We start from the raw sequence: 22,889 nt of genomic DNA, 5'->3' as shown, positions 1-22,889 counted from the left end.
CCCGGCGAGCACGGCCCGCCGGGGCTCTTCGTCGAGCTAGCTCCACCCTGGCACAGTCGCGCTGTGCGGTGCTAGCGCTCAGATCACTCTTCGGAGCTGTCCTCGCCGGTCTTCGCCGGCTTCTCCTTCACAGCCGTCGCGGTGCCGCCGCCCTCGTGCTTGTGGGCGATGGTCTTGCCGGTGAGGCTCAGGTGTGCTTCGAGGCGCATCCGCTCGGCGATGTGCGGGTAGTGCAGCTCGAAGGCCGGGCGCTCGGAGCGGATCCGGGGCAGCTCGGTGAAGTTGTGCCGCGGCGGCGGGCAGGAGGTGGCCCATTCCAGGGAGTTGCCGTAGCCCCACGGGTCGTCGACCTCGACGACCTCGCCGTAGCGGTAGCTCTTGAACACGTTGTAGAGGAACGGCAGCATCGAGGCACCCAGGATGAACGCGCCGATCGTGGAGATCGTGTTCAGCATGGTGAAGCCGTCGGACTCCAGGTAGTCGGCGTACCGGCGCGGCATGCCCTCGTTGCCCAGCCAGTGCTGGACCAGGAACGTGCCGTGGAAGCCGATGAACGTCAGCCAGAAGTGCAGCTTGGCCAGCCGCTCGTCCATCATCCGGCCGGTCATCTTCGGGAACCAGAAGTAGATGCCCGCGAAGGTGGCGAACACGATCGTGCCGTAGAGCACGTAGTGGAAGTGCGCCACCACGAAGTAGGTGTCCGACACGTGGAAGTCGACCGGCGGCATCGCCAGCAGCACACCGGTCAGACCGCCGAAGAGGAAGGTGACCAGGAAGCCGACGCTGAAGAGCATCGGTGACTCGAAGGTCAGCTGCCCCTTCCACATGGTGCCGATCCAGTTGAAGAACTTCACACCGGTCGGGACCGCGATCAGGAACGTGGTGAAGGCGAAGAACGGCAGCAGCACCGCGCCGGTGGCGTACATGTGGTGCGCCCACACCACGACCGACAGGGCCGCGATGCCCAGCGTGGCGTACACCAGGCCGGAGTAGCCGAAGATCGGCTTGCGGCTGAACACCGGGAAGATCTCCGAGACGATGCCGAAGAACGGCAGCGCCACGATGTAGACCTCGGGGTGGCCGAAGAACCAGAACAGGTGCTGCCAGAGGATCACGCCGCCGTTGGCCGGGTCGAACACGTGCGCACCCAGGTGCCGGTCGGCCATCAGGCCCAGCAGCGCGGCGGTCAGGATCGGGAACGCCATCAGGATCAGCACGCTGGTCACCAGGATGTTCCAGGTGAAGATCGGCATCCGGAACATCGTCATGCCCGGCGCCCGCAAGCAGACCACCGTGGTGATCATGTTCACCGCACCCAGGATCGTGCCCAGACCGGAGACGGCCAGACCGGCGACCCAGAAGTCCGCGCCGTGGCCCGGCGAGTGCAGGGCGTCCGACAGCGGGGTGTAGGCGAACCAGCCGAAGTCCGCGGCGCCGCCCGGCAGCAGAAACCCGCTGACGACCATCAGACCGCCGAACGAGTACAGCCAGTACCCGAGGGCGTTCAGCCGCGGGAACGCGACGTCGGGCGAGCCGATCTGCAGCGGCAGGATGTAGTTGGCGAAGCCGAACAGGATCGGCGTCGCGTACAGCAGCAGCATCACCGTGCCGTGCATGGTGAACAGCTGGTTGTACTGCTCCTGCGACAGGAACTGCATCCCCGGAACCGCGAGCTCACCGCGGATCAGCATCGCCATCAGGCCGCCGACGAGGAAGAACGCCATCGACGTGACCAGGTACATGATGCCGATTTGCTTGTGGTCCGTGGTGCGGAACATCCGCGCCATGAACGAACCCTTGACCGTTTTGCGCACCGGATAGGGGCGCGTGGCGATCGGCTGTGGCGCGACGGCCGTCACGGTGCCTCCTGCACTCCCTTGAAGCCTTCATCGGATCCGGTCGGATCCGCCCCGACCCGGGTGGGCCGGATGACAGCATGCGACACCCCGCAGGGCGACTGCAGGACGAGCAGATCGCGAACGCTGCCGACTGCGGATACTAGTCCCGGTGCCTGGCCGGAGTTCGGCCGGGCCGTAGCCACCCTATTCATTGCCCCGCGCCCGGTCACCCCGAGTGAGATCGACCCGACAGGCCGCGATCATGGCGGGCCCCGGGGCTATGTCGCCCGCACGCGCCTGAGAAGGCCTGTCGGCGAAGCCGTCCGCGCTTGTGCAAGCGGCGTCAGCCGCTTCGAGTACGCACTCAAAACGACCACCCGCGGGTTCTGAGTGCTTTCCTGGCGAGGACGGCCCCTCCGCCGTGTATCGGACATACATCAGGAGGGGCACCCGCAGTCCAGGGAAGCACTCAGGTTCCGCCACCCGCACCGCTACGCAGACCAGCCACCAGCAGGTTCTGGAGGGGCAGTTAGCCTACTGGTCAACAGGTCCGGCAGCCCTACCTGCGAGCAGTTCGACGGGCCGCCCTGGGACGACGTCCACCAGATCCTGGAGGGGAAGCACGTGCGGAGGAGCACGATCATCGGCGCTGTGCTGATCGGCGGTCTCGCCCTCGCGGGCTGCACGCCTGCCGAGGCACCGAGCGACCAGCCCCCGGCCCCCGGCACGCCGCCGCCGGCGACCGCGCAGCACAACGCCGGGCAGCACGCCGCGGGTGAGCACAGCGAGACGGACCGCGAGTTCGCCCAGCAGCTGCTCGCCAACCGCCAGCAGGTGCTGGAGCTGACGCAGCTGGCCCAGAGCAACGCGCAGAGCGCGGAGGCCAAGGCGCTCGCCGGCGAGCTCCAGCAGTCCGCTCAGCTGCAGGTCGGTCAGCTCAACGCGTTCCTGACCTCGGCGGCCGGGCAGCAGTCGGGCAGCGCCCCGGAGGACACCGCCGACGAGACCAGCGGCACCGACCAGCAGTCCACGCAGCAGCTGGACCAGCTGAAGGAGCTCAGCGGCGCGCAGTTCGACCAGCAGTGGAAGCAGGCCCTGCAGACGCTGGAGCAGAGCGCTGCGCAGCTGGCCCGCTCCGAGCAGGAGGAGGGCCAGGCGCAGGCCATGCGCAAGCTGGCCGAGGACTTCCTCGCCGGGCAGCAGGACGTGCTGACCAAGATCAACGCTCTCTGATCCGAGGCGTCGAACGGGGCCGCGGGCAGCCGCGGCCCCGTTCTCCTTTTTCAGGCCCGCCGCCGGACCAGCGCTTCGAGCCCTGCCAGCAGCAGCGCCACCACGAGGTAGGCGGGCCAGAGCAGCAGGTGCGTGGCCGCCGGGGCGCCGACGTCGACGAGCTGCTCGTCGAATCCGGCCAGCAGCGCGCCGACGGCCAGCAGCAGCACCGGCAGCACCAGCCCGGACCGGAGCAGCAGGAAGCCCGCCACCGCGAACGCGAGGACGTTGCCCACCAGCGCCCAGGCCAGCAGCCCGCCGGAGAGCGCGGTTCCGAATGCGGTGCACGCGGTCGCGATCACGGCCAGCAGTGCGGCCTGCCCGAGCGCCTTCCGCCTGCGCGGCCGCTCCTGACCGCGCCGGAGCCCGGCCGCGCCGACGAGCACGAGCAGCCGCGGCCAGCCCGCCGCCAACGCCCCGATCCACTGCGGACCAGTGCCGACGAGCACTCCGCCCATCACGATGCGCTCGCCGGAGCCCGCGATCTCGCCGAGCACCACCAGCGCCGTGACCGCGCCGAGGCACCACATCGGCACCCAGGTGTTCCGGCGGGCGGAAGACGCCAGGGCCGCGGGCACCGCCAACCCGATCAGCACCGGATCGAGCGGATACCCGAACAGGACGCCGAGCAGCGCGATCAGCGCCGCGTAGCCCGCGCCGAAGGCGATGCCGATCACAATTCCTCCTGGAACAGCTCGACGACCCGGCGGACGGTGTCCGCGGTGGCTGCCGCATTGGCCTGCGGGGTTCCACCGCCCGCCGCCCAGAACAGGCCCGGGATCAGCGGGACCGCGGTGGTGTAGGAGGTGGGGAGGTTCGGCACGTCGAGGATGAAGTGCCCGGCTCCCGGCTGGACCACGTGCTCGGCGCGGTCGCCGAGCCGCCGCGCCGCGACGTCCAGCAGCCGCTGCGACGGCCACATCTCGTCCCGCTCGGCGGACACCAGCAGGAACGCGGCATCGCTGCGCTCGACCGGGATCGCTGCGCGGTCCAGCTCCTCCCGCGTGGCCGTCGTGCCCTGGGTGTCGACGAACCGCCCCGGGCGTCCGCGCACCGCCTCGGTCAGGAAGCCGACCGGCGAGCCGGGTGAAGCGATCACCAGCGGCGGGAGGTCGGCACCGGCGTGCGCCCAGGACGATGCCTGCGGCGCCGCGCTCGGGAACACCGCTCCGGACCCGACGATCGACGCCACCGCGCCCACGCCGGGCGCGTGCGCACCGAGGACCAGCGCGAACTCGCCGCCCCTGGACAGGCCGACCACGCCGACCCGACCGTCGGAGACCTCCGGCCGCGCCCGCAGCCAGTCCACCGCGCGGGTGCCGTACTCGACCGGTATCCGGTCGAGCGCGGGCGGGAGCCCGGGCAGCCCGAAGTAGGCGAGGCCCAGCACGGCGAAGCCCTTCCCGGCCAGGAACCGCCCCAGCTCGGGATTCGGCCGCCCGCCCTCGGACCCGCCCAGCAGGACCACGCCGGGGTGCGGCCCGGGACCGGGCGGCAGGTGGAGGTCACCGACCAGCCCGTCCTCGGCGATCGACGTCGATCGCACTCCCGGCGCGTGCAGCGGCACCACCACCGGCGCTTGCGCCACCGTGCGCCCGCCGATGTCGACGCCGATGGTCAGCCGGACCTCTGCTCCGCTCAACGCCGCTCGCGGTTCGGACACCGGTTCTGCGGACGGCAGCCGCATCGACCACAGCAGTCCGGTCGGGTCCGCTCCGGCGTAGGAACCGCTGACCGGGGCGAGCTCGGCGATGTCCACGCGCCCGCCGCGGTCGGCTGCGAACGTCGCCCACGAAGTCCACATCCGACCGCGGTCGTCGGTCATCCGCGCCCACACCGAGGCCCGCTCCCCCGGCACCAATCCGCTCACGACGACCGCCAGCGGCTCGTCGATCGCACCGCCGCCGACGGTCAGCTCGGGAGCGGCCCGCGCGGTGCCCGCGCACCCGGTGAGCAGCAGCGCTGCGGCCAGCAGGCCGATCGCACGTCGCATCGGAAACCTCCACTTCAAGATCGAGTGGGGTCAACGGTGCGGCCTCCAGCGACTGGAGGGTCAAGCCCGCGGAATCCGCCTCTTCCGCAGCGCTCCGACGAAACCTACTATGAGTAGCCTACTGTCGAGTAGATAACGTCGACCGAGGGAGTGCTCATGCCGAAGGTGTCCGGCAAGGTCGTCCTGATCACCGGTGCCGCGCGAGGGATCGGCGCGCAGACCGCCCGGGAGCTGGCCCGCCGCGGCGCACGGCTCGCCCTGATCGGCCTGGAGCCCGACGAGCTCGCCGCCGTCGCGGCAGAACTCGGCGACGGCCACTTCTGGGCCGAGGCCGACGTCACCGACGGCGACTCGATCAAGGCAGCCGTGGACGCCGCAGCCGAGCAGCTCGGCCGAATCGACGCGGTCATCGCCAACGCCGGGATCGCCCCGATCGGGACCGTGCGCAAGAGCGACCCGAGCGCGTTCACCAAGACCATCGACGTCAACATCAACGGTGTCTTCCACACCGCCCGCGCGGCCCTGCCGCACCTGATCGAGCGCCGCGGCTACCTGCTGGTGGTCTCGTCGCTGTCGGCGTTCACGCCGATCGGCGGCATGGCCGCCTACACCGCGAGCAAGTCGGGTGCGGAAGCGCTCGCCTGCGCGCTGCGCACCGAGGTCATGCACCTGGGCGTGGGCGTGGGCAGCGCGCACCCGTCGTGGATCGACACCGACATGGTGCGCGACGTGGCGCACGACCTGAGCGCCTTCGAGATGATGCGCAAGCGCCTGCCCTGGCCGATGCGCGCCACCACGAGCGTCCAGGACTGCGCCGAGGCCTTCGCCGACGGCGTCGAGCGACGCGCCCGCCGGGTGTACGTCCCGCGCGCGATCGCGCTGATGCACTGGCTGCGCAACGTCCCGTCGTCCCGGCTCGTCGAGTTCCTCATGCGCCCGACCGTGCGCCGCCTGATCCCGAAGATGGAGCAGGAGGTCGCCGCGCTCGGCCGTTCGCTGAGCGAGCGCAACGAGAAGATCCAGCGTTGACCGTCCACTTCGGATGGTGGAACCGGTGGCCGGGGATGTCTGACGCGGAAACGCTTCCCCGGCCACCGGGGCTCATCGTGATCGCTGCCTGCTGAGCGCTCCGCGCTCCTGCTCGACCTTGGCGATCAGCACCCACACCGGCTGGCCGACGCTGTGCTGCGGGCGGCTGCCGACCCAGTGCGGCAGCCGCGCCAGGATCCCGCCGACGGCCGCGCCGATCGTGTTGCACACGACGTCGTCGGTCGCGGCGACCCGGCCGGGAACGGCCAGGAACTGGGTCAGCTCGATGGACACCGACAGCAGCAGCCCGGCGAACGCGATCTTGACGACGCTGTCGAACCACGGCAGCCGCTGCGGCACCAGCACCGCCAGCGGCACCAGCAGCAGCACGTTCCCGGCCAGCTGGACCCAGGGCAGCACATCGCCGGGGCCGGCCGTCAGCGCCATCGACACGTCCTTGCCGAGGCTGGGCCGGACGGGTTCCGGAGCGGGCGGCTGCGGGAGGAAGACCAGGTACCCGACGCAGAGCGCCGAGTACACGAGCGCCCCGTCGAGCAGCGGCTCCCGCGGGTCGGGACCGCTGCGAGCCACTGCGCGCGCCACCGCGGATCCCAATCCCACCGCCACCGAAAGCGGGAGCAGAACAGTCACCACCGGCGCGAATCCGTCGAATGCCGCGAGAACCTGCTGCACGTCCGCCGCACTTCCTCTGGCCGTCATCGCCAGGAACACCCGACCACCGAAGAATCCACAATGGACCTACCGGCGAACCGGAAACCGTTGGGAATGAGCATCTCCAGCGGTCGGCGTTGACCGACATCTGCACGAGAATCAGGGTTCAGCAGCGGGCGGACGCCGCCTCCGGGGGCCACGACATCCACCCACCAATCCGGGAAAGCCGATGAAACCGCAGGTGGGAAGCCATGTCGCCACCCCAGCAGGGGTTCGCCGCACGCCCGCACCTCCCGACTCGCCCGCGCCACTCGCAGTGCTTGAGAATTCGACCCGGTCAGCCCCGAAGATAACGACCAGAGCACAGACCACCAGCACCCTGACCAAAACCCGCCAGCCTTCTCAAAACTGTCCACAGCGGACCGGAGAAACGATTCAAGAACTTCCCACCAGTAATTTTTACGCGGCGGACAACGGCAGGAGATCCCCTATTCACACAATTAACACCGAGCCCGCAAAGCCCCCGATGCGCATTTCGCCCAACCCCAGATGAACACCAACCGAACTCCACGGTGCCGCACACCGGCACCGCGCCGCGGGCGCTACGCCCCAAGCCCGACCGGCGCCACCCCTCGATCCTGCCGGTCCTCGCGGCACCCTCGCCGATCCGCTGGCCGACCTCCGGCTGCGAACAGCGAGAAACCTAGAGCGATCCACCGGGCACTCAGTCGACCAACACGTCCGAGCTCGGGAAGGGAGTCGGGCATGAGCGATGTCGACGTGACAGCGTGCGCCTGGATAGACACCTGCTCGATCAACTGCACGATCTACGGAGACGAGGCGGAGTTCGGCCTGGGCGGCCCCACCGACGGCTTCTGCCTGACAACAGCCGAAACCGACCTGAAGAACCGGGCAGCGAAGACCACAGCAGCCCTCGACGCACGCCAGGCCACGCACGCCACCACATGGACACCAAGGAGAGGGCCTGTTCGCCCGACCAGGCGAACAGGCCCTTACCACTACTGTCCAGTCGCAGCGATGCGATCCTTCACCGCCTGCGGCAGGTGGCAACCCGTACTTCCGTTAAGGGAGATGTTCCTGCCTCCGGTCACGCTGTAGGACGCACCGTACTGATCGAGCGCAGTAATCGTGTGGTCGCCCGGACGGTCACTCATGATGCGAGGCGACCCAAACCCATACCCGGCGGCGATTTCGGTGACAACCAGCTGCACCTCCGGCCACTCCGCATCAGGAATATCACCGAACGCCACCCAAACACCAAGCGTCTGCGACTCAAGGTCATCCTTGGCAAAGTCAAACTCCGCGCATCCTGCCCGAATCAGCTCCTGCGAAGTTCCCCAACGCATCCAGGTGAAGCGTGCCGCCAGGCCATCACGCATCCGAGTCAACATTTCCTGGTACCGAGCACTGGCTTCCTCGATGCCTGGGCGCCGCAGCAGCTCGTCGCGCTGCGTTTGAAGGTCACCACCATGCTTTGAAGTCAACTCGTTCCCCCCGCACCCGGAAACCAACAACGAAAAAAGGAGAAGCAACAAAAACCACTTCACGGAATACTTGCGCACCACAATCAACCTCTTGCGTCGACAGCCAGGTCAGGCTTTCCCGCGACAATCACCCCGACGTTGTACTGACTCGTAGTCCCCTTGTCGAGGTAACCACCTCCACCACCCGTGCCGTGCCCGGCAGACTCCTTGAGCTGTCGACCATCAGCTGCTACCGCGTCGCTCGTGGACAGGTTGTCAACACCGGGCATATTGGATGGGTCAAACCCAAAACGTCCCAAATCTGCGACCGGATCCCATTTTGACTCCAGGTTGTAGATCTGGCCGTCCGGCACGCCGATCGTCGAATAATGCGGCGTACCAATTCCTGGTGACCCCATCACTACAGCGGAGTCAACTCCGGTTCCTTCATGCTGAAGGGCATAGCCCGTCGTCGATGATCCGTATGAATGCCCAACCGCCACCAGATGCGGATCGTTTGTCCGAGACTCGTTTATCCCGCGATAGAAGTCAGCCAATCTATCCGCTCCTCGCCTGGCGGCATTGTCTGCAACTACCGAATCGGTAGGCTCCAGCGTCTCGTTCAGTTGCGGCGCTTCGTAACCCATCCACGTAACGGTCGCAACATTACCTCCATCTCGTGCCACCAAGGCCTGCGCGTCCGCTTTAAGCAGGTTCATACTCTGGTCGTAGTCACCCAGACTGCCCTTCTCCACTGCGCTTTCCAGGCCTGGGGTGAAGACCGCGACGTGACTGGCCTTGTCCACGTCTCCGATCGCGACCGCTGCTTTCATGCGTTCGCCGGAGCTGTCCATGACCAGGAGTTGGCGGTCGCCTCGTTCCATGACGTTGTTGATCTGATCCAACGACTTCAGCTTGTCGTCGAGGCGTTGGAGTTCTTGCTGATCCAGGGACTTCTGCAGTCTGCCGCCGGGGCCTGGGTATGGCTGGTTCAGCCTTGACCGCAGCTGGGCCGCTTGGCCTTGGAGCACGGTTCTCTCGTCGTCGAGGCGGTTGATGTTGGCCGTGTGGCGGACTACCGCTGGGATTCCGTCCATGTTTCCCAGCCAGGGCGGCGGGGCTTCTGCCATGGCCGCGCGGGTTTCCGCAGGCAGGGATTCCCACCAGCGCGCGTTGTCGGCCGGGGTTCCCGGTGGCGGTGGTTCCACCGTTTCGGCGAGACCTCTCGCCTCGCCGAGGGCCGCTGCGTCCGCGAGCGAGCCGTCGCCGGTTTCCATCAGGTTCAGGTCCGCGTCGCGCAGGACCTTCGTCAGCTCGGCGTCCGCGTCTTCGGCCTGGGCCAGCAGACGCTTGACTCGCTCCACGAGATCCGGCCGCACCTGGCGGATCCGGTAGAGGTCCTCATCGTCAAGCCTGCTGCCGGGGCCACCGACCACGACCTTGTCGAGGTCTTCGATCCGGCCGTCGTCGAGGATGCGGAACCGGTAGCTGCTCGCCAGCGCATCGGCTTCGGCCAGCTGCCGCTGGACCGCCTCGACCTCCCCCACGTTCGCGATGAGCGCGCGACGCACCGCCGCCACCTCGACGACGAGTTCGCGCAGCTGCTCACCGAGGTCGCGATGCCGGCCTCCGCCGCCTGCGCCGCGTCGCCCTGCCACTCCGCGGGCTTTCCGGACGCGGCGAGCTCATCGTCCAACCGCACCAGGCGGTCTTCTTCGCGCTTCAGGTCGTCGACGGCTTCGTCGAGCAGGGCCGGTTTCCACTGGCGGATGTCCGCGATGGTCGCCATCACGCTCCACCTGCGGCCTTCAGATCCGAAACCGCGCCTTGGTCCGTTCCCTCGTAGGTGTCGGCACTCCTGCGCAGGGCTTCAGCGTGATCGGTACCGGCCCGGCACCAGCGCTTCACCCCGTCCATCCAGCTGCGGCCGGTGCTCGACGCCGCCGGGGCCGCCGTGGTGCCGGGCAGCGCCCGGCTGATCTTCTCCCCGATCGCGCCGAGCTGCGCTTCCCCAGCTTGTTCAACCGCCGAAACGGTCGCGTCGGATGCCCTTCTCAGTTCTTCGACAAGAACCTGGTAGCTCATCGTTCCTCCCCGGGCGGGGAACCTACCAAGTTCGATTCAGAACCATCCGATTTCCAGTTGTCCGTCCCTCTTGTGGCGCAATGGGCGGTACGAAAGGCCTGGTCAGTCCTTCTTCCTGGTGAACAGGCGGAGGATCGGGTCGTAGCGGCGGTCCGCTAGGCGTTCTTTCAGGGGGATCAGGGCGTTGTCCGTGATGTGGATGTTCTCCGGGCAGACGTCCGTGCAGCACTTCGTGATGTTGCAGTAGCCCAGGCCGTGGTCGCCGCGGGCTTCTTCCGGGCGGTTCTCCGCTTCGTCGAGGGGGTGCATCTCCAGTTCCGCCACCCGCATCAGGAAGCGGGGGCCGGAGAAGGACTGCTTGTTGTCGTCGTGGTCGCGGATCACGTGGCAGGTGTTCTGGCAGAGGAAGCACTCGATGCACTTGCGGAACTCCTGCGAGCGCTGGACGTCCACCTGCTGCATCCGGTACTCGCCCGGTTCCAGGTCCGCGGGCGGCTTGAACGACGGGACCTCGCGGGCCTTGGTGTAGTTGTAGGACACGTCCGTCACCAGGTCTTTCACCAGCGGGAACGTGCGCATCGGGGTGACCGTGATCGTCTCGGCGCGGTCGAAGGTGGACATGCGGGTCATGCACATCAGGCGGGGGCGGCCGTTGATCTCGGCCGAGCAGGAGCCGCACTTGCCCGCCTTGCAGTTCCACCGGACCGCCATGTCCGGGCACTGGGTGGCCTGCAGGCGGTGGATGATGTCGAGCACCACCTCGCCCTCGTTGACCTCCACCGCGTAGTCGCGCAGCCTGCCGTCGTCCGCGCCGCGCCACACCCGGAAGTGCGCCTGGTATCCCATCAGATCTCTCCAACCTGGACGTCCGCGAGCTCTTCCTCGGTGTAGTACTTGCGCAGCTCTTCCAGCTTGAACAGCTCCAGGAGGTCGCCGCGCATCGGCGGTTGCGGCTGCTCGGTCACCTCGACGCGGTCGGCCGCCAGCTCGCACACCAGCAGCTTGCGGCGCCACTTCGGTTCCATCGCCGGGTGGTCGTCGCGGGTGTGGCCGCCGCGGCTCTCGGTGCGCAGCAGGGCCGCGCGCGCCACGCACTCGCTGACCAGCAGCATGTTCCGCAGGTCGAGGGCGAGGTGCCAGCCCGGGTTGAACTGGCGGTTGCCCTCCACCGCGAGGTGCCGGGCGCGGGCCTTGAGGTCGTGCAGCCGCTCCAGCGCCTGCCGCATCTCCCCGCCGCGGCGGATGATGCCGACCAGGTCGTTCATCACCTGCTGGAGTTCGGCGTGCAGCGCATAGGGATTCTCGCCCACCGGCTCGGCCGAAGCGGTGAACGGGTCCTGCGCGCGCCGCGCCGCATCGTCCACATCGGAGGGTTCGATGCTCGGGCGGATGCCCAGCGCGGAGACGTACCCGGCGGCGCCGCTGCCCGCTCGGCGCCCGAAGACCAGCAGGTCGGACAGCGAATTCCCGCCCAGGCGGTTGGATCCGTGCATCCCACCGGCCACCTCGCCCGCCGCGAACAGGCCCGGCACCCGCGATGCCGCCGTGTCCGGATCCACCTCCACGCCGCCCATCACGTAGTGGCAGGTCGGGCCGACCTCCATCGGCTCCGCGGTGATGTCCACATCGGCCAGTTCCTTGAACTGGTGGTACATCGACGGCAGCCGCTGGGTGATCTTCTCCGCGGGCAGCCGGGTCGAGACGTCCAGGAACACGCCGCCGTGCTCGGAGCCGCGGCCCTCCTTGACCTCGTTGTTGATCGCGCGCGCCACCTCGTCGCGGGGCAGCAGCTCGGGCGGGCGGCGGTTGTCGTCCGGGTTGTCGTACCAGCGGTCCGCTTCGGCCTCGTTGTCGGCGTAGTTGTCCTTGAACACCTCGGGGATGTAGTCGAACATGAACCGCCGGCCCTCGGAGTTGCGCAGCACTCCGCCGTCGCCGCGCACCGACTCGGTGACCAGGATGCCCTTCACGCTCGGCGGCCAGACCATGCCGGTCGGGTGGAACTGGACGAACTCCATGTTGATCAGCGATGCCCCGGCGCGCATCGCCAGCGCGTGTCCGTCGCCGGTGTACTCCCAGGAGTTCGAGGTGACCTTGAACGACTTGCCGATGCCGCCGGTCGCCACGATCACCGCGGGCGCCTCGAACAGCACGAACCGCCCGGATTCCCGCCAGTAGCCGAACGCGCCCGCGATCCGGCCGTCGTCCTTGAGCAGCTCGGTGACCGTGCACTCCTGGAACACCTTGATCCGGGACTCGTAGTCGCCGGTCTCCGCGTGGTCCTCCTGCTGGAGCGAGACGATCTTCTGCTGCAGCGTGCGGATCAGCTCCAGCCCGGTGCGGTCGCCGACGTGCGCGAGCCGCGGGTACTCGTGGCCGCCGAAGTTGCGCTGGCTGATCCGCCCGTCCGGGGTGCGGTCGAACAGCGCGCCGTAGGTCTCCAGCTCCCACACCCGCTGCGGCGCTTCCGTCGCGTGCAGCTCCGCCATCCGCCAGTTGTTCAGGAACTTCCCGCCGCGCATGGTGTCGCGGAAGTGCACCTGCCAGCCGTCGCGGGAGTTGACGTTGCCCATCGACGCCGCGATGCCGCCCTCGGCCATCACCGTGTGCGCCTTGCCGAACAACGACTTGCACACCACTGCGGTGCGCAGGCCCTGCGACCGGGTCTCGATCGCCGCGCGCAGGCCTGCACCGCCGGCGCCGATCACGACCACGTCGTACTCGTGCCGTTCGATCTCCACCATCGACGTCCTTCTAGTTGAACAACCGGGGATCGGGGAATGCGCCGCTGGCGATCAGCATCACGTAGAGGTCGACCAGGGCCACCGAGACCAGGGACGCCCAGGCCAGGAGCATGTGCTTGCCGTTGAGCCAGGTGACCTTGGTCCAGAACCAGTAGCGCACCGGGTGCTTCGAGAAGTGGTTGATCCGGCCGCCGATCAGGTGGCGGCAGGAGTGGCAGGACAGCGTGTAGGACCACAGCAGCGCCACGTTGACCACCATCACCAGGCTGCCGAGACCGATGCCGAAGCCGCCGTCGGCGCCGCGGAAGGCGATCACCGTGTCGTAGGTGAGCACCGCCGCCACGATCAGCGCCGCGTAGAAGAAGTAGCGGTGCACGTTCTGCATGATCAGCGGGAAGCGGGTCTCGCCGGTGTAGCGGCGGTGCGGCTCACCGACCGCGCAGGCGGGCGGCGACGCCCAGAACGACCGGTAGTAGGCCTTCCGGTAGTAGTAGCAGGTCAGCCGGAAGCCGAGGACGAACGGCAGCACGAAGATCGGCGGCGGCACGAACGGCCCCAGGTCCGGGGCCGGCTGCCCCCAGTGGCTGGCGCCCGGCACGCACGCCGCCGACAGGCACGGCGAGTAGAACGGCGCCAGGTAGTGGTACTCCGGGACCCAGTACCACTGGTTCATGAAGGTGCGGATCACGCCGTAGACCACGAAGGCCAGCAGCGCGAGGAAGGTGATCAGCGGGGGCAGCCACCACCGGTCGGTGCGCAGGGTTCGCACGGAGATCCGTGCCCGGCCGGTGGCGGAGGGGGGAGCGGACATTCGCAGACCTCGTTGTCGTGGTTTGTCCGGCGGTGCTCACCTAAGAATCTGTCGGCGCATGCCGTCCGCGCCTTTAGAAGCGGCGTAAGCCGCTTGGGCCACCTACGCAGGTCGACCACCCGCGGGTTCTGAGTGCTTTCCTGGCGAGGACGGCCCCTCCGCCGTGCATCGGACATACATCAGGAGGGGCACCCGCAGTCCGGGGAAGCACTCAGGTTCCGCTAGGTGACCACCCACGCAAAGCAATCACCAACAGACTCCGAGGTCGCTCATTCTGGATCAGCTGGGCGACCGTCAGGTAGGCCCCAATCCGGTGCAACCAGTTGGGTCACTGGTTCGCCTGGCCGCCCAGGCCTTCGTCGTCGGCGTCGCGCCACAGCGACGGGTCGTACGGCGTGTCGGGCACCATCACGACCTCCTCGGACGGGCTCGCCTGCCGCTGCGCGGGCAGGGCCGCGGCGAGGTCGGCGACGTCGATGTCGAGGCGTTCCACGTCGTTGTGCAGGCGGCGGACGGCCGGGGCGTCGCCGTACCGGGTGCGCAGGGTGCCGACGCTGCTGCGCAGCTGCGCGAGCAGGCGCTGGAGTTCGGCAAGTTCGGTGGTCGTGGCCATGGTCGAACACCTCTTCCGCCTAGGAGGGCTCACTACGGCCCCGACTCTGCCGCGTGCAGCAAAGTGTGACAAGTGCCACACAGCCGATCTCGGCGAGGTTCCCCCGGCCGGGGCCGTCAGGCGGCCGCCATCGCGGCCAGGCCGGCGAGCAGCGGCTGGAGCCCCAGCTCGAACTGGTCGTCGAAGCTGAGCCCGCGGGTGAGCCGCGCACCGGCCACGATGTTCGGGAAGTCCGCCGCGGGCAGGGACTCCATCGGCGAGACCGCGTCGCCGGAATCGCGCGCGTTCATGTCGATCTGGGTGAAGCCGATCGCGTAGCTGAAGACCAGCCGCGATCCGCCCACGAGCGCGACGCCGCGCAGGCCCGCGTCGTGCAGCGCGAGCATCACCGCTTCCGGCAGCCGCAGCGACGCGGGGTCGCTGTACTCCCGGAGCGCGATCAGCGGTGTCGCGTTGGGGTGGCGGATCACCAGCGACCGGATGCTGCGCGCCAGCGCGCCGATCCGCTCGCGCCAGGGCAGGGCGGCGTCCGGGACGTCCAGCTCCGCCAGCAGGCGCTCGATGACCAGCCGTTCCAGCTCCGCGCGGTCGGCCACGTGGTGGTAGAGGCTCATCTTCCCGACGCCCAGCCGCTCGGCCACCGCGCGCATGGAGAGCCCGTCGTGGCCGGACTCGTCGAGCACCTCCAGCGCTGCCGCGAGCACCGCTTCGCGGGTCAGCTTCGGCGGCCTGCCGCGGCGGCGCGGGGCATCTGGCGTGGTCACGCCCCCAACGTAACCCAGTTCCTCGACGCCGCCCGCACTCCCCTGCTAATTTTTCGTACAGCAGACGAAAATAAGGAGCCGATCATGCGCACCCAGCACGGACTCGTCCTGTTCACCGACTCGTTCGGCGCCGCGGGCGATCGCGAGACCTTCGAATGGGCGCTCGACTACGCCCGCGTCGCCGAGCAGCACGGCTGGGACGAGCTGTGGACGACCGAGCACCACTTCAACCCCCGCGTGCTGAACTCCGCCGCGCTGGCGATGGCGGGTTTCCTCCTCGGCCGGACGCGACTGCACGTCGGCACGGCGGTGTGCGTGCTGCCCAACCACCACCCGGTCGCGCTCGCCGAGCAGGCCGCGGTGCTCCAGCACCTCTCCGGCGACCGCTTCACGCTCGGCGTCGGGCGCGGCCAGCCGCTGGTCGACCAGGAGGTGCTGGGCACCGGGATGGCCGGGTTCCGCGACATCACCGAGCCCGTGGCGCTGCTCGAACAGGCGCTGCGGCAGGGCCGGGCGAAGGGCGGCGGCGAGCGCTACCGGTTCGACGAGGTCCCGATCACCCCGGCACCGGCGGCGAGCCGGATCCCGTTCGTGCTGGCCTCCGGATCGCCCGAATCCGCGCGGCTGGCGGGCAGGCACGGCGTTCCCGTGCTGCTCAGCCCGTTCATCGACCTGGCGACCAAGCGAGCCGTGCTCGACGCGCACGCCGCCGCGGTCGCCGAGCACGGCCACCAGGTCGAACCGCAGGACAACATCGACTCGTCGTACTTCGCCATCGCCGACGACACCGCCACCGCGGAGCAGCTGCTGACCACCGGGATCGCGGAAGTCGAGCTGCAGATCGCCGAAGCGGGCAGGCCGCTGGTCGAGCGGCCGCGGCCGACCGAGGAACAGGCCCGCGCCGGCGCCGCGCGGCTCGTCGACTGCCACATCGCGGGCGACGTCGCGGAATGCCGCAGGCGGCTGGCCGAACGGGTGTCGGCGCTGGGCGTCGGCCGGGTGCTGCTGATGCCCGAAGGGGCAGGATCGCGCGATGCCGCGCTGCGCACGATCCGCGACGCGGCGCAGGTCTTCGCCCGGGACTAGCTCGCCGATCGAGCTCTGTCGAGTCTTGTGGATCAGCATTCGCACCAGCAGACTCACTTGCCGGTTCCCGAAACTGATCGTTTGACTGCGAGGCAGCATTGAGCATTCTCGGCACCAGGGTCGAACGCCGTGAAGACCCGCGCCTACTCACCGCCGGCGGGACCTACGTCGACGACCTGCGCGAGCCCGAGCTGACCGGCGCGCTGCACGTGACCTTCGTGCGAAGCCCGCTGGCGCACGCCAGGATCACCGAGATCGACACCGCCGAGGCCGCCGCCCTGCCGGGCGTGCTCGGCGTGTTCACCGGGGCGGACGTCGACCTCCCGGCGTTCCCACCGGACGGCGGCATCAGCGGCCCACCACCGGCGGCGATGGCGCGCCCGCACCTCGCCCGCGAGGTGGTGCGCTACGTCGGCGAGCCGGTGGTCGCGGTGGTCACCGAAACCCGCGCCCAGGGCGAGGACGCCGCCGAGGCGGTCTCGATCGACTACGACCCGCTGGACGCCGTCGTGGACGTCGACGACGCCCTGCGCGACGAGGTCCTGCTGTTCCCCGACGCCGGCACCAACACCACCGGCACCAGCGGCGAGCTGGACGATTCGCTGTTCGACGACTGCGAGGTCGTGGTCAGCAAGCAGATCGAGAACCAGCGGGTGGCCGCCGCGCCGCTGGAGGTGCGCACCGCGGCCTGCGCGTGGAACGGCGACAAGGTCACCCTGTGGCTGTCCAACCAGAACGCGCAGAGCTGCCGCGACGCGCTGATGGACAACCTCGGCCTGCCGCGCGAGCAGGTCCGGGTGATCACGCCCGACGTCGGCGGCGGGTTCGGCGCGAAGATCGGCGTCGAGCAGGAGGCCGCGCTGCTGGCGTTCCTGGCCAAGCGCGTCGGCAGGCCGGTCAAGTGGGTGGAGAGCCGCAGCGAGAACCTGGTCGCGATGACCCACGGCCGCGCGCAGCGGCAGGTGGTGACCATCGGCGGCCGCCGCGACGGGACGGTGCTGGCCTACCAGCTCGACATCGTGCAGGACGTCGGCGCCTACCCGCGGATGGGCGCGTTCCTGCCGCTGTTCACCCGGTTCATGGTCAGCGGCGTCTACGACATCCCGAAGGTGCAGTCGCGGGCCCGGGCGGTGGTCACCAGCACCACGCCGATCGGCGCCTACCGCGGCGCGGGACGGCCGGAGGCGACCGCGGCGGTCGAGCGCGCGATGGACCTGTTCGCCGCCGAGATCGACGTCGACCCGGCCGAGGTGCGGCGGCGGAACCTGGTGCGGCCCGAGCAGTTCCCGTACACGACGCCGGGCGGGATGACCTACGACACCGGCGAGTACGTCAAGGGCCTGGACGCGGTCCTGGAAGCCGCCGACTACCCGGCGCTGCGCGAGGAGCAGGCCAAGCGCCGGGCCGAAGGCGCCGCGCGCCAGCTGGGCATCGGGCTGGCCAGCTACGTGGAGATCACCGCGCCGAACAACGCCGAGGGCGAGACCGGGCACGTGGAGGTCCGCCCGGACGGCAGCGTCCTGGTGCTCACCGGCAGCTCCCCGCACGGGCAGGGCCACTGGACCTCCTACGCGATGCTGGTGTCCGACCAGCTGGGCATCGACCTGGACAAGATCGAGGTCGTGCACGGCGACACCGACCTGATCCCCGAAGGCGTGGGCACGATGGGCTCGCGATCGCTGCAGCTGGGCGGATCGGCGGTGCACCGGGCGGCAGTCGACGTCAAGGAGAAGGCCCGCAAGCTGGCCGCCGAGCTGATCGAGATCGACGAGGCCGACCTGGAGCTGGCCGAGGGCAAGTGGCAGGTGCGCGGCACGCCGAACGTCGCGCTGTCGTGGGCGGAACTGGCGGCGAAGGCCGAGGACGGGCTGGCCGCCGACGTCAGGTTCACCGAGGACCGGCCGACCTTCCCGTTCGGCTCGCACCTCGCGGTGGTCGAAGTGGACACCGAGACCGGCAAGGTGGACTACCTGCGGCACGTGACCGTCGACGACGCCGGGACGATCCTCAACCCGGTCCTCACCGAGGGCCAGCGCCACGGCGGCATCGCCCAGGGCGCCGCGCAGGCGCTGCTGGAGGAGATCACCTACGACGCCGACGGCAACCCGCTGAACGCCAGCCTCGCCGAGTACGCCTTCATCACCGCGGCCGAGCTGCCCAGCTTCGAGCTGCTCACGATGGAAACTCCCACGACGCTCAACCCGTTGGGCGTGAAGGGGATCGGCGAAGCGGGCACCATCGGTGCCACCCCCGCGGTGCAGAACGCGGTGGTGGACGCGGTGGCCCACCTCGGCGTCCGGCACATCGACATGCCGACCACACCTGAACGGGTGTGGCGGGCCATCAACGAGGCATAGAAGACCGCTGGAATTGGTTCAGGCAGAGCGACGGTTGTTCCCGACGGCCGCTCATCCGCCACTTGCTTAGGAGTTCCTTTCGTGCAAGTTTCGATCAACGTCAACGGCGAGCAGCGCAGCCACGAGGTCGAGGACCGCACCCTGCTCGTCCACTACCTGCGGGACGACTGCGGGCTGACCGGCACCAACATCGGGTGCGACACCACGTCCTGCGGGGCCTGCACGGTGCTGCTCGACGGCGAATCGGTGAAGTCGTGCACGGTGCTGGCCGCGCAGGCCGACGGCCAGCAGGTGACCACCATCGAGGGCCTCGCCGACGGCGACGAGCTGCACCCGATGCAGCGGGCCTTCCAGCGCAAGCACGGCCTGCAGTGCGGGTTCTGCACCCCGGGCATGGTGATGGCCTCGGTGTCGCTGGTCGAGGAGAACCCGAACCCGACCGAGGCCGAGGTGCGCGCCGGGCTGGAGGGCAACCTCTGCCGCTGCACCGGCTACCACAACATCGTCGAGGCCGTGCTGTCCGCGGCCGAGGAGAAGCAGGGGGCCGCAGAATGATCCCCGCCGCGTTCACCTACAAGAAGGCCGGTTCCGTCGAGGAGGCGCTGAGCCTGCTCGCCGAGCACGGCGACGACGCGAAGCTGCTGGCCGGTGGGCATTCGCTGCTGCCGCTGATGAAGCTGCGGCTGGCGGTGCCGGAGGTGCTGATCGACCTCGGCGGCCTGCGCGAGCTGTCCTACGTGCGCGAGGACGGCGACGAGATCCGCATCGGCGCGCTGACCCGGCACCACGACCTGGAGCACTCGGAGCTGCTGGCTCGGGAGGTCCCGCTGCTGGCGCACGCGGCGGGCACCATCGGCGATCCGCAGGTCCGCCACCGCGGCACCATCGGCGGTTCGCTGGTGCACGGCGACCCGGCGTCGGACCTGCCCGCGGTGGCGCTGGCGCTGGACGCGGTGCTGGTCGCGCAGGGCCCGTCGGGCAGGCGGGAGATCCCGGCGACGGCGTTCTTCACCGACTTCTTCGAAACCGCGCTCGGCGAGGACGAGCTGCTGGTGGAGATCCGGGTCGCGAAGAACCCCGCGCAGGGCTGGGACTTCCAGAAGTTCACCAAGCGCGCGATCGACTGGGCGGTGGTCGGCGTGGCCGTCGCGGGCGACCGCGTGGCGCTGGTGAACATGGGCCCGGCGCCGATGCGGGCGCGCGGCGTCGAAGCGGCGCTGGCGAGCGGCGCGAGCCCGGCCGAAGCCGCGGAGCGCGCGGCGGAGGACACCTCCCCGCCGGACCAGGCCAGCGCGACGGCGGACTACCGCAAGCACCTGGCGAAGGTCCTGGTCCGCAGGGCTCTGGAAGCCGCCGCGACCCGCAGGGCATGACGAGGTGAAGGGCACCTTTCGCCAAGTAAGTTGGCGAAAGGTGCCCTTCACTCATCCCCCGGACGAGCTACTCGTCCACTGTGGAGCTGAGCTCGTCGATCCCCGAGCTCGCGGTGCCGTCCGCCCCGTGGGCACCGCCGGTTGCGTTCGTGCTGGTGTCAGGCGGGGTTGGTCGTCACGTGGGTGACGAGCAGGGTCACGCCCGCCTCGCCGCCGCAGTCGACCAGGATGGGCCCCACCCCGTTGCCGATCGTCTCGCGGAGCTTCGCCCTGGCCTCGAACCGATCGGGTCCGGACTCGATGATCTCGACGTCCTCCAGGGCCGGATCCCCGCCGAAGTGGCTGAAGATGGCGCGCAGTCCGGTACCGCCGCCGCAGTGGCCGGTGATCGTCACCTCCTGACCTCGTTCGGTCGTCGGGTTCGGCGTCACCTGCACCGTGGCACGGGCGCCCTTGGGCATCGAGGCACTGCTCTCCTGCGTGAAAGCCACGCACTCTCCTTCTCGTGATGAGTTCGGATCGCATCGGCCGCCGCTCTCCGGCCGCCGACACCGCTCAGTCTTCGCGATCCGGGTGCCGCCCGGCATCAGGGATCTCCCGGGGACGCCCCCTGATCAGCCCCGAGAACTCGGCCGGATCTCGCGGGCGCCATTTCCGCAGGTGGGGACCCGTGAGTGTTTTGGGGGGTTATAGCACCACAAAACACTCACGGTCTTTGACCTGCGCAGACGGAGCCCCTGATGGTGTCGGCGAGCTCCTCGGCGAGTTCCGGGGTCGCCGCCACGACCCCGGACCAACGGCGGCGGAGGTCCGGGTCGACCTCCAGCGGGCGGCCGCGGACGTCGAGGACCGCGCCGCCCGCGCCGGGCAGGACGACCATGGCCGCCACCAGGTCGACGATGCGGTGGGTGTCGGAATCCGCATCGGCGAAGGCGTCCGTCGACCCCTCCGCGACCAGCATCGCCTCCAGGCACGTCGTGGACAGGATCCGCACCCGCGCCGCCCGCTTCGCCACCCGCCACCACGCGTCCGCGCTGCGCTCGTGCGGGCGCAGCAGGCTGACCGCCGCGCCGTCGAGCGTCGTGCGCCCGCTGGTGCGGAACTCCGCGCGCTGCCCGGCCACCGCGTGCCAGCAGCGACCGGTGTCCAGCCAGCTGGTCAGCGCCTCCACCGGTGCGCCGTCGACCACGATGGCGCCGGAGAACGCCGAGAGCGGCACTCCGGCGGCCGCGTTGGCCGTGCCGTCCACCGGATCGGCCACCAGGGTCACCGCGGATCCGTTGTCGACGAATCCGGCCTCCTCGCTGAGCAGGTTGATCCGGTGCGCGTCGGCGACCTCGGCGATCGCGGCCTCCACCAGCAGGTCCAGCCGCATCGACGGGGTGCCGTCCGCGCCGGTCGACGACGTCTCGGCGAGCTGCTCGCGGCCGAAGCGGGCCCGTGCGTCGCGGAAGGCGGCCGACGCCGCCTTGGCCGCCGCCGCGAGGACCGCGTGCGCCGCGGTGGGGATCTCCGGATCCGGCACCGGCCACCCGATCACGCCGCACCTCCCGGCAGGACGGCGCGGACCTGCGGCCACTGGCCGCCCGGGTCGACGAGCGCCAGGTCCGCGCGCAGGCCCGGTTCCACGCGGCCGCGGTCGGTCAGGCCCGCGACTTCGGCCGGGCCGGCGGTCACCAGGGCGATCGCCGCGGGCAGGCCGAGGTCGTCGACCAGCCGGAACACCGCGGCCAGCAGGCCCGACGGCAGGTAGTCCGAGGCCAGCGCGGTGACCAGGCCGCGGCAGGCCAGCTCACGCGCCGAGACGTTCCCGGCGTGCGAGTGTCCACGTAGGACGTTCGGGGCGCCCGCGACGACCGGCAGGCCGTGCTCGCGCGCCGCGACGGCGGCCGCCGCGGTGGTCGGGAACTCCGCCACCGCACCGCCCCTGGTGCACAGCGCGCCGATCTCCTCCGCCGACTCCGGATCGTGGCCGAGCAGCCGGATCCGGCCGGATCGGGCCAGTTCGCCCAGCCAGGCGAGGTTCTCGTCCCGGACCTCCAGCAGCTCGCCGCGCTCGGCGATCATCTCGGTGACGTGCTGCTCGGCTTCCTCCGGCGTCAAGCCGTCGGCGCCGACGAGGTAGCGCTCCAGCTGCCGCCGGTCGACGTACTGGCCGATGCCGGGCGTGTGGTCCTCGTGCGAGACCAGCGCGCCGTCCTCGGCGACGGCCAGCTCCGCGGCCAGCGCTTTCGCACCTTCCGCCGACCGCGCGTCCAGGCGGTACAGCACGCGGTGGTCCACCGGCCCGGCTCCCCTGGCGCGCACGGTCTCGCACAGCTCCGCCGCGCCGCCGACCGTCCGCTCCGTCCCGCGCGAGGTCTTGTGCTGGAACGCCGCGCCGTGGAACACCGTCGTGACGGCCGCCGCGCGCAGCTTGCCCTCCAGCGACAGCAGCGCGAAATCCCAAGGCAGCACGGCGGAAGGCCGCGGCAGGCGCTCCCGCTCCAGCGCGTCGCTGTGCACGTCGATCAGCCCGGGGATGCACAGCAGCCCGCCGCCGTCGACGTCGCACGACGCACCCGCCGGGTGGTCCTCCACCGCCTCGATCCGCCCACCGCGCACCACGATCCGGCTGTCGTCGGTGACCCGGCCCGGCAACACCGCGCGCACGTGCCCGAGCACGTAGTCCTGCGGCGTGTCGGCCAACGGCCAGCTCTGGAGCTGAACAGTCCCGCCTCTCCGCGATTCACAGTGGTGGTTGCGCCCGGTACCAATCTCGCCTTTTG

Annotated in this window: 21 protein-coding genes; 6 read left to right on the top strand and 15 right to left on the bottom strand. The window is 69.8% G+C overall.

Features of this window, described 5'->3' with window-relative positions; all coding sequences use genetic code 11:
* Positions 1 to 83: 83 nt before the first annotated feature.
* Positions 84 to 1,859: an aa3-type cytochrome oxidase subunit I gene (gene ctaD, locus OU416_RS20030; protein ID WP_270928516.1), complete on the bottom strand. Its 1,776-nt coding sequence runs from the start codon at positions 1,857 to 1,859 to the stop codon at positions 84 to 86.
* Between the two features lie 603 nt (positions 1,860 to 2,462).
* On the opposite strand from ctaD, the gene OU416_RS20025 reads away from it, so the two are divergent.
* Positions 2,463 to 3,071, top strand: a complete 609-nt coding sequence (locus tag OU416_RS20025; RefSeq protein WP_270928515.1) for a DUF305 domain-containing protein — start codon at positions 2,463 to 2,465, stop codon at positions 3,069 to 3,071.
* A gap of 50 nt (positions 3,072 to 3,121) precedes the next feature.
* Here the strand turns inward: OU416_RS20025 and OU416_RS20020 are convergent, their stop codons facing one another.
* The gene (locus OU416_RS20020) at positions 3,122 to 3,787 is read right to left on the bottom strand and encodes a hypothetical protein (protein WP_270928514.1); all 666 of its coding nucleotides are present in this window, start codon (positions 3,785 to 3,787) and stop codon (positions 3,122 to 3,124) included.
* Complete coding sequence (locus OU416_RS20015) at positions 3,784 to 5,103, bottom strand: acyl-CoA thioesterase/bile acid-CoA:amino acid N-acyltransferase family protein (protein WP_270928513.1); 1,320 nt, start codon at positions 5,101 to 5,103, stop codon at positions 3,784 to 3,786. Before OU416_RS20015 ends, OU416_RS20020 begins: the two co-directional genes overlap by 4 nt.
* Positions 5,104 to 5,259: 156 nt before the next feature.
* Between OU416_RS20015 and OU416_RS20010 the strand changes: the two genes are divergently transcribed.
* Entirely contained in the window at positions 5,260 to 6,132 is an 873-nt protein-coding gene (locus tag OU416_RS20010) for an SDR family oxidoreductase (protein WP_270928512.1), read from the top strand.
* A 72-nt stretch (positions 6,133 to 6,204) separates the two neighbouring features.
* Here the strand turns inward: OU416_RS20010 and OU416_RS20005 are convergent, their stop codons facing one another.
* The 9 genes from OU416_RS20005 to OU416_RS19965 all read right to left on the bottom strand — a co-directional run bounded on the left by OU416_RS20005 (position 6,205) and on the right by OU416_RS19965 (position 15,305).
* The gene (locus OU416_RS20005) at positions 6,205 to 6,735 is read right to left on the bottom strand and encodes a VanZ family protein (protein WP_270928511.1); all 531 of its coding nucleotides are present in this window, start codon (positions 6,733 to 6,735) and stop codon (positions 6,205 to 6,207) included.
* A gap of 1,088 nt (positions 6,736 to 7,823) precedes the next feature.
* Complete coding sequence (locus tag OU416_RS20000) at positions 7,824 to 8,387, bottom strand: LppA family lipoprotein (RefSeq protein WP_270928510.1); 564 nt, start codon at positions 8,385 to 8,387, stop codon at positions 7,824 to 7,826.
* 5 nt (positions 8,388 to 8,392) lie between these two features.
* Positions 8,393 to 9,946: an alpha/beta hydrolase gene (locus OU416_RS19995; RefSeq protein WP_270928509.1), complete on the bottom strand. Its 1,554-nt coding sequence runs from the start codon at positions 9,944 to 9,946 to the stop codon at positions 8,393 to 8,395.
* A gap of 130 nt (positions 9,947 to 10,076) precedes the next feature.
* Positions 10,077 to 10,373 (bottom strand): hypothetical protein, encoded by a 297-nt coding sequence (locus OU416_RS19990; protein ID WP_270928508.1) that lies wholly within the window; start codon positions 10,371 to 10,373, stop codon positions 10,077 to 10,079.
* Between the two features lie 102 nt (positions 10,374 to 10,475).
* The gene (locus OU416_RS19985; protein ID WP_270928507.1) at positions 10,476 to 11,219 is read right to left on the bottom strand and encodes a succinate dehydrogenase/fumarate reductase iron-sulfur subunit; all 744 of its coding nucleotides are present in this window, start codon (positions 11,217 to 11,219) and stop codon (positions 10,476 to 10,478) included.
* Positions 11,219 to 13,117: a fumarate reductase/succinate dehydrogenase flavoprotein subunit gene (locus OU416_RS19980; RefSeq protein WP_270928506.1), complete on the bottom strand. Its 1,899-nt coding sequence runs from the start codon at positions 13,115 to 13,117 to the stop codon at positions 11,219 to 11,221. Before OU416_RS19980 ends, OU416_RS19985 begins: the two co-directional genes overlap by 1 nt.
* 10 nt (positions 13,118 to 13,127) lie before the next feature.
* Entirely contained in the window at positions 13,128 to 13,928 is an 801-nt protein-coding gene (locus OU416_RS19975; RefSeq protein WP_270928505.1) for a hypothetical protein, read from the bottom strand.
* Positions 13,929 to 14,256: 328 nt separating this feature from the next.
* A complete protein-coding gene (locus OU416_RS19970; RefSeq protein ID WP_270928504.1) occupies positions 14,257 to 14,541 on the bottom strand; it encodes a hypothetical protein in 285 nt (94 codons plus the stop codon).
* A 116-nt stretch (positions 14,542 to 14,657) separates the two neighbouring features.
* Positions 14,658 to 15,305: a TetR/AcrR family transcriptional regulator gene (locus tag OU416_RS19965; protein ID WP_270928503.1), complete on the bottom strand. Its 648-nt coding sequence runs from the start codon at positions 15,303 to 15,305 to the stop codon at positions 14,658 to 14,660.
* An 84-nt stretch (positions 15,306 to 15,389) separates the two neighbouring features.
* On the opposite strand from OU416_RS19965, the gene OU416_RS19960 reads away from it, so the two are divergent.
* The 4 genes from OU416_RS19960 (at position 15,390) to OU416_RS19945 (ending at position 20,121) form a co-directional block, all read left to right on the top strand.
* Complete coding sequence (locus OU416_RS19960; RefSeq protein WP_270928502.1) at positions 15,390 to 16,391, top strand: LLM class flavin-dependent oxidoreductase; 1,002 nt, start codon at positions 15,390 to 15,392, stop codon at positions 16,389 to 16,391.
* 98 nt (positions 16,392 to 16,489) lie between these two features.
* Positions 16,490 to 18,748: a xanthine dehydrogenase family protein molybdopterin-binding subunit gene (locus OU416_RS19955; RefSeq protein WP_270928501.1), complete on the top strand. Its 2,259-nt coding sequence runs from the start codon at positions 16,490 to 16,492 to the stop codon at positions 18,746 to 18,748.
* An 81-nt stretch (positions 18,749 to 18,829) separates the two neighbouring features.
* Positions 18,830 to 19,303 (top strand): (2Fe-2S)-binding protein, encoded by a 474-nt coding sequence (locus tag OU416_RS19950; protein WP_270928500.1) that lies wholly within the window; start codon positions 18,830 to 18,832, stop codon positions 19,301 to 19,303.
* The gene (locus tag OU416_RS19945) at positions 19,300 to 20,121 is read left to right on the top strand and encodes an FAD binding domain-containing protein (RefSeq protein ID WP_270928499.1); all 822 of its coding nucleotides are present in this window, start codon (positions 19,300 to 19,302) and stop codon (positions 20,119 to 20,121) included. Before OU416_RS19950 ends, OU416_RS19945 begins: the two co-directional genes overlap by 4 nt.
* Positions 20,122 to 20,279: 158 nt before the next feature.
* Here OU416_RS19945 and OU416_RS19940 read toward each other — a convergent pair whose 3' ends face one another.
* From OU416_RS19940 to OU416_RS19930, 3 genes are all read right to left on the bottom strand, one after another.
* Positions 20,280 to 20,612, bottom strand: a complete 333-nt coding sequence (locus tag OU416_RS19940) for a hypothetical protein (RefSeq protein ID WP_270928498.1) — start codon at positions 20,610 to 20,612, stop codon at positions 20,280 to 20,282.
* 215 nt (positions 20,613 to 20,827) lie between these two features.
* A complete protein-coding gene (locus OU416_RS19935; RefSeq protein ID WP_270928497.1) occupies positions 20,828 to 21,661 on the bottom strand; it encodes an inositol monophosphatase family protein in 834 nt (277 codons plus the stop codon).
* A complete protein-coding gene (locus tag OU416_RS19930) occupies positions 21,658 to 22,809 on the bottom strand; it encodes an alpha-D-ribose 1-methylphosphonate 5-triphosphate diphosphatase (RefSeq protein WP_270928496.1) in 1,152 nt (383 codons plus the stop codon). The genes OU416_RS19935 and OU416_RS19930 overlap by 4 nt, the downstream gene beginning before the upstream one ends.
* Positions 22,810 to 22,889: the final 80 nt, after the last annotated feature.

Source organism: Saccharopolyspora indica, from assembly GCF_027853965.1.
Lineage (GTDB): Bacteria > Actinomycetota > Actinomycetes > Mycobacteriales > Pseudonocardiaceae > Saccharopolyspora > Saccharopolyspora indica.
Note: the sequence above shows the minus strand (reverse complement) of the source record. Positions and strands in the feature narration are given on the sequence as shown.

What these genes read in the sequence shown, in the direction of transcription:
- OU416_RS20015 (WP_270928513.1), bottom strand. Translation starts at nt 5,103, where the DNA reads ATGCGACGTGCGATCGGCCTGCTGGCCGCAGCGCTGCTGCTCACCGGG.
- OU416_RS19985 (WP_270928507.1), bottom strand. Translation starts at nt 11,219, where the DNA reads ATGGGATACCAGGCGCACTTCCGGGTGTGGCGCGGCGCGGACGACGGC.
- OU416_RS20010 (WP_270928512.1), top strand. Translation starts at nt 5,260, where the DNA reads ATGCCGAAGGTGTCCGGCAAGGTCGTCCTGATCACCGGTGCCGCGCGA.
- OU416_RS19945 (WP_270928499.1), top strand. Translation starts at nt 19,300, where the DNA reads ATGATCCCCGCCGCGTTCACCTACAAGAAGGCCGGTTCCGTCGAGGAG.
- OU416_RS19960 (WP_270928502.1), top strand. Translation starts at nt 15,390, where the DNA reads ATGCGCACCCAGCACGGACTCGTCCTGTTCACCGACTCGTTCGGCGCC.
- OU416_RS19970 (WP_270928504.1), bottom strand. Translation starts at nt 14,541, where the DNA reads ATGGCCACGACCACCGAACTTGCCGAACTCCAGCGCCTGCTCGCGCAG.
- OU416_RS19980 (WP_270928506.1), bottom strand. Translation starts at nt 13,117, where the DNA reads ATGGTGGAGATCGAACGGCACGAGTACGACGTGGTCGTGATCGGCGCC.
- OU416_RS19990 (WP_270928508.1), bottom strand. Translation starts at nt 10,373, where the DNA reads ATGAGCTACCAGGTTCTTGTCGAAGAACTGAGAAGGGCATCCGACGCG.
- OU416_RS19975 (WP_270928505.1), bottom strand. Translation starts at nt 13,928, where the DNA reads ATGTCCGCTCCCCCCTCCGCCACCGGCCGGGCACGGATCTCCGTGCGA.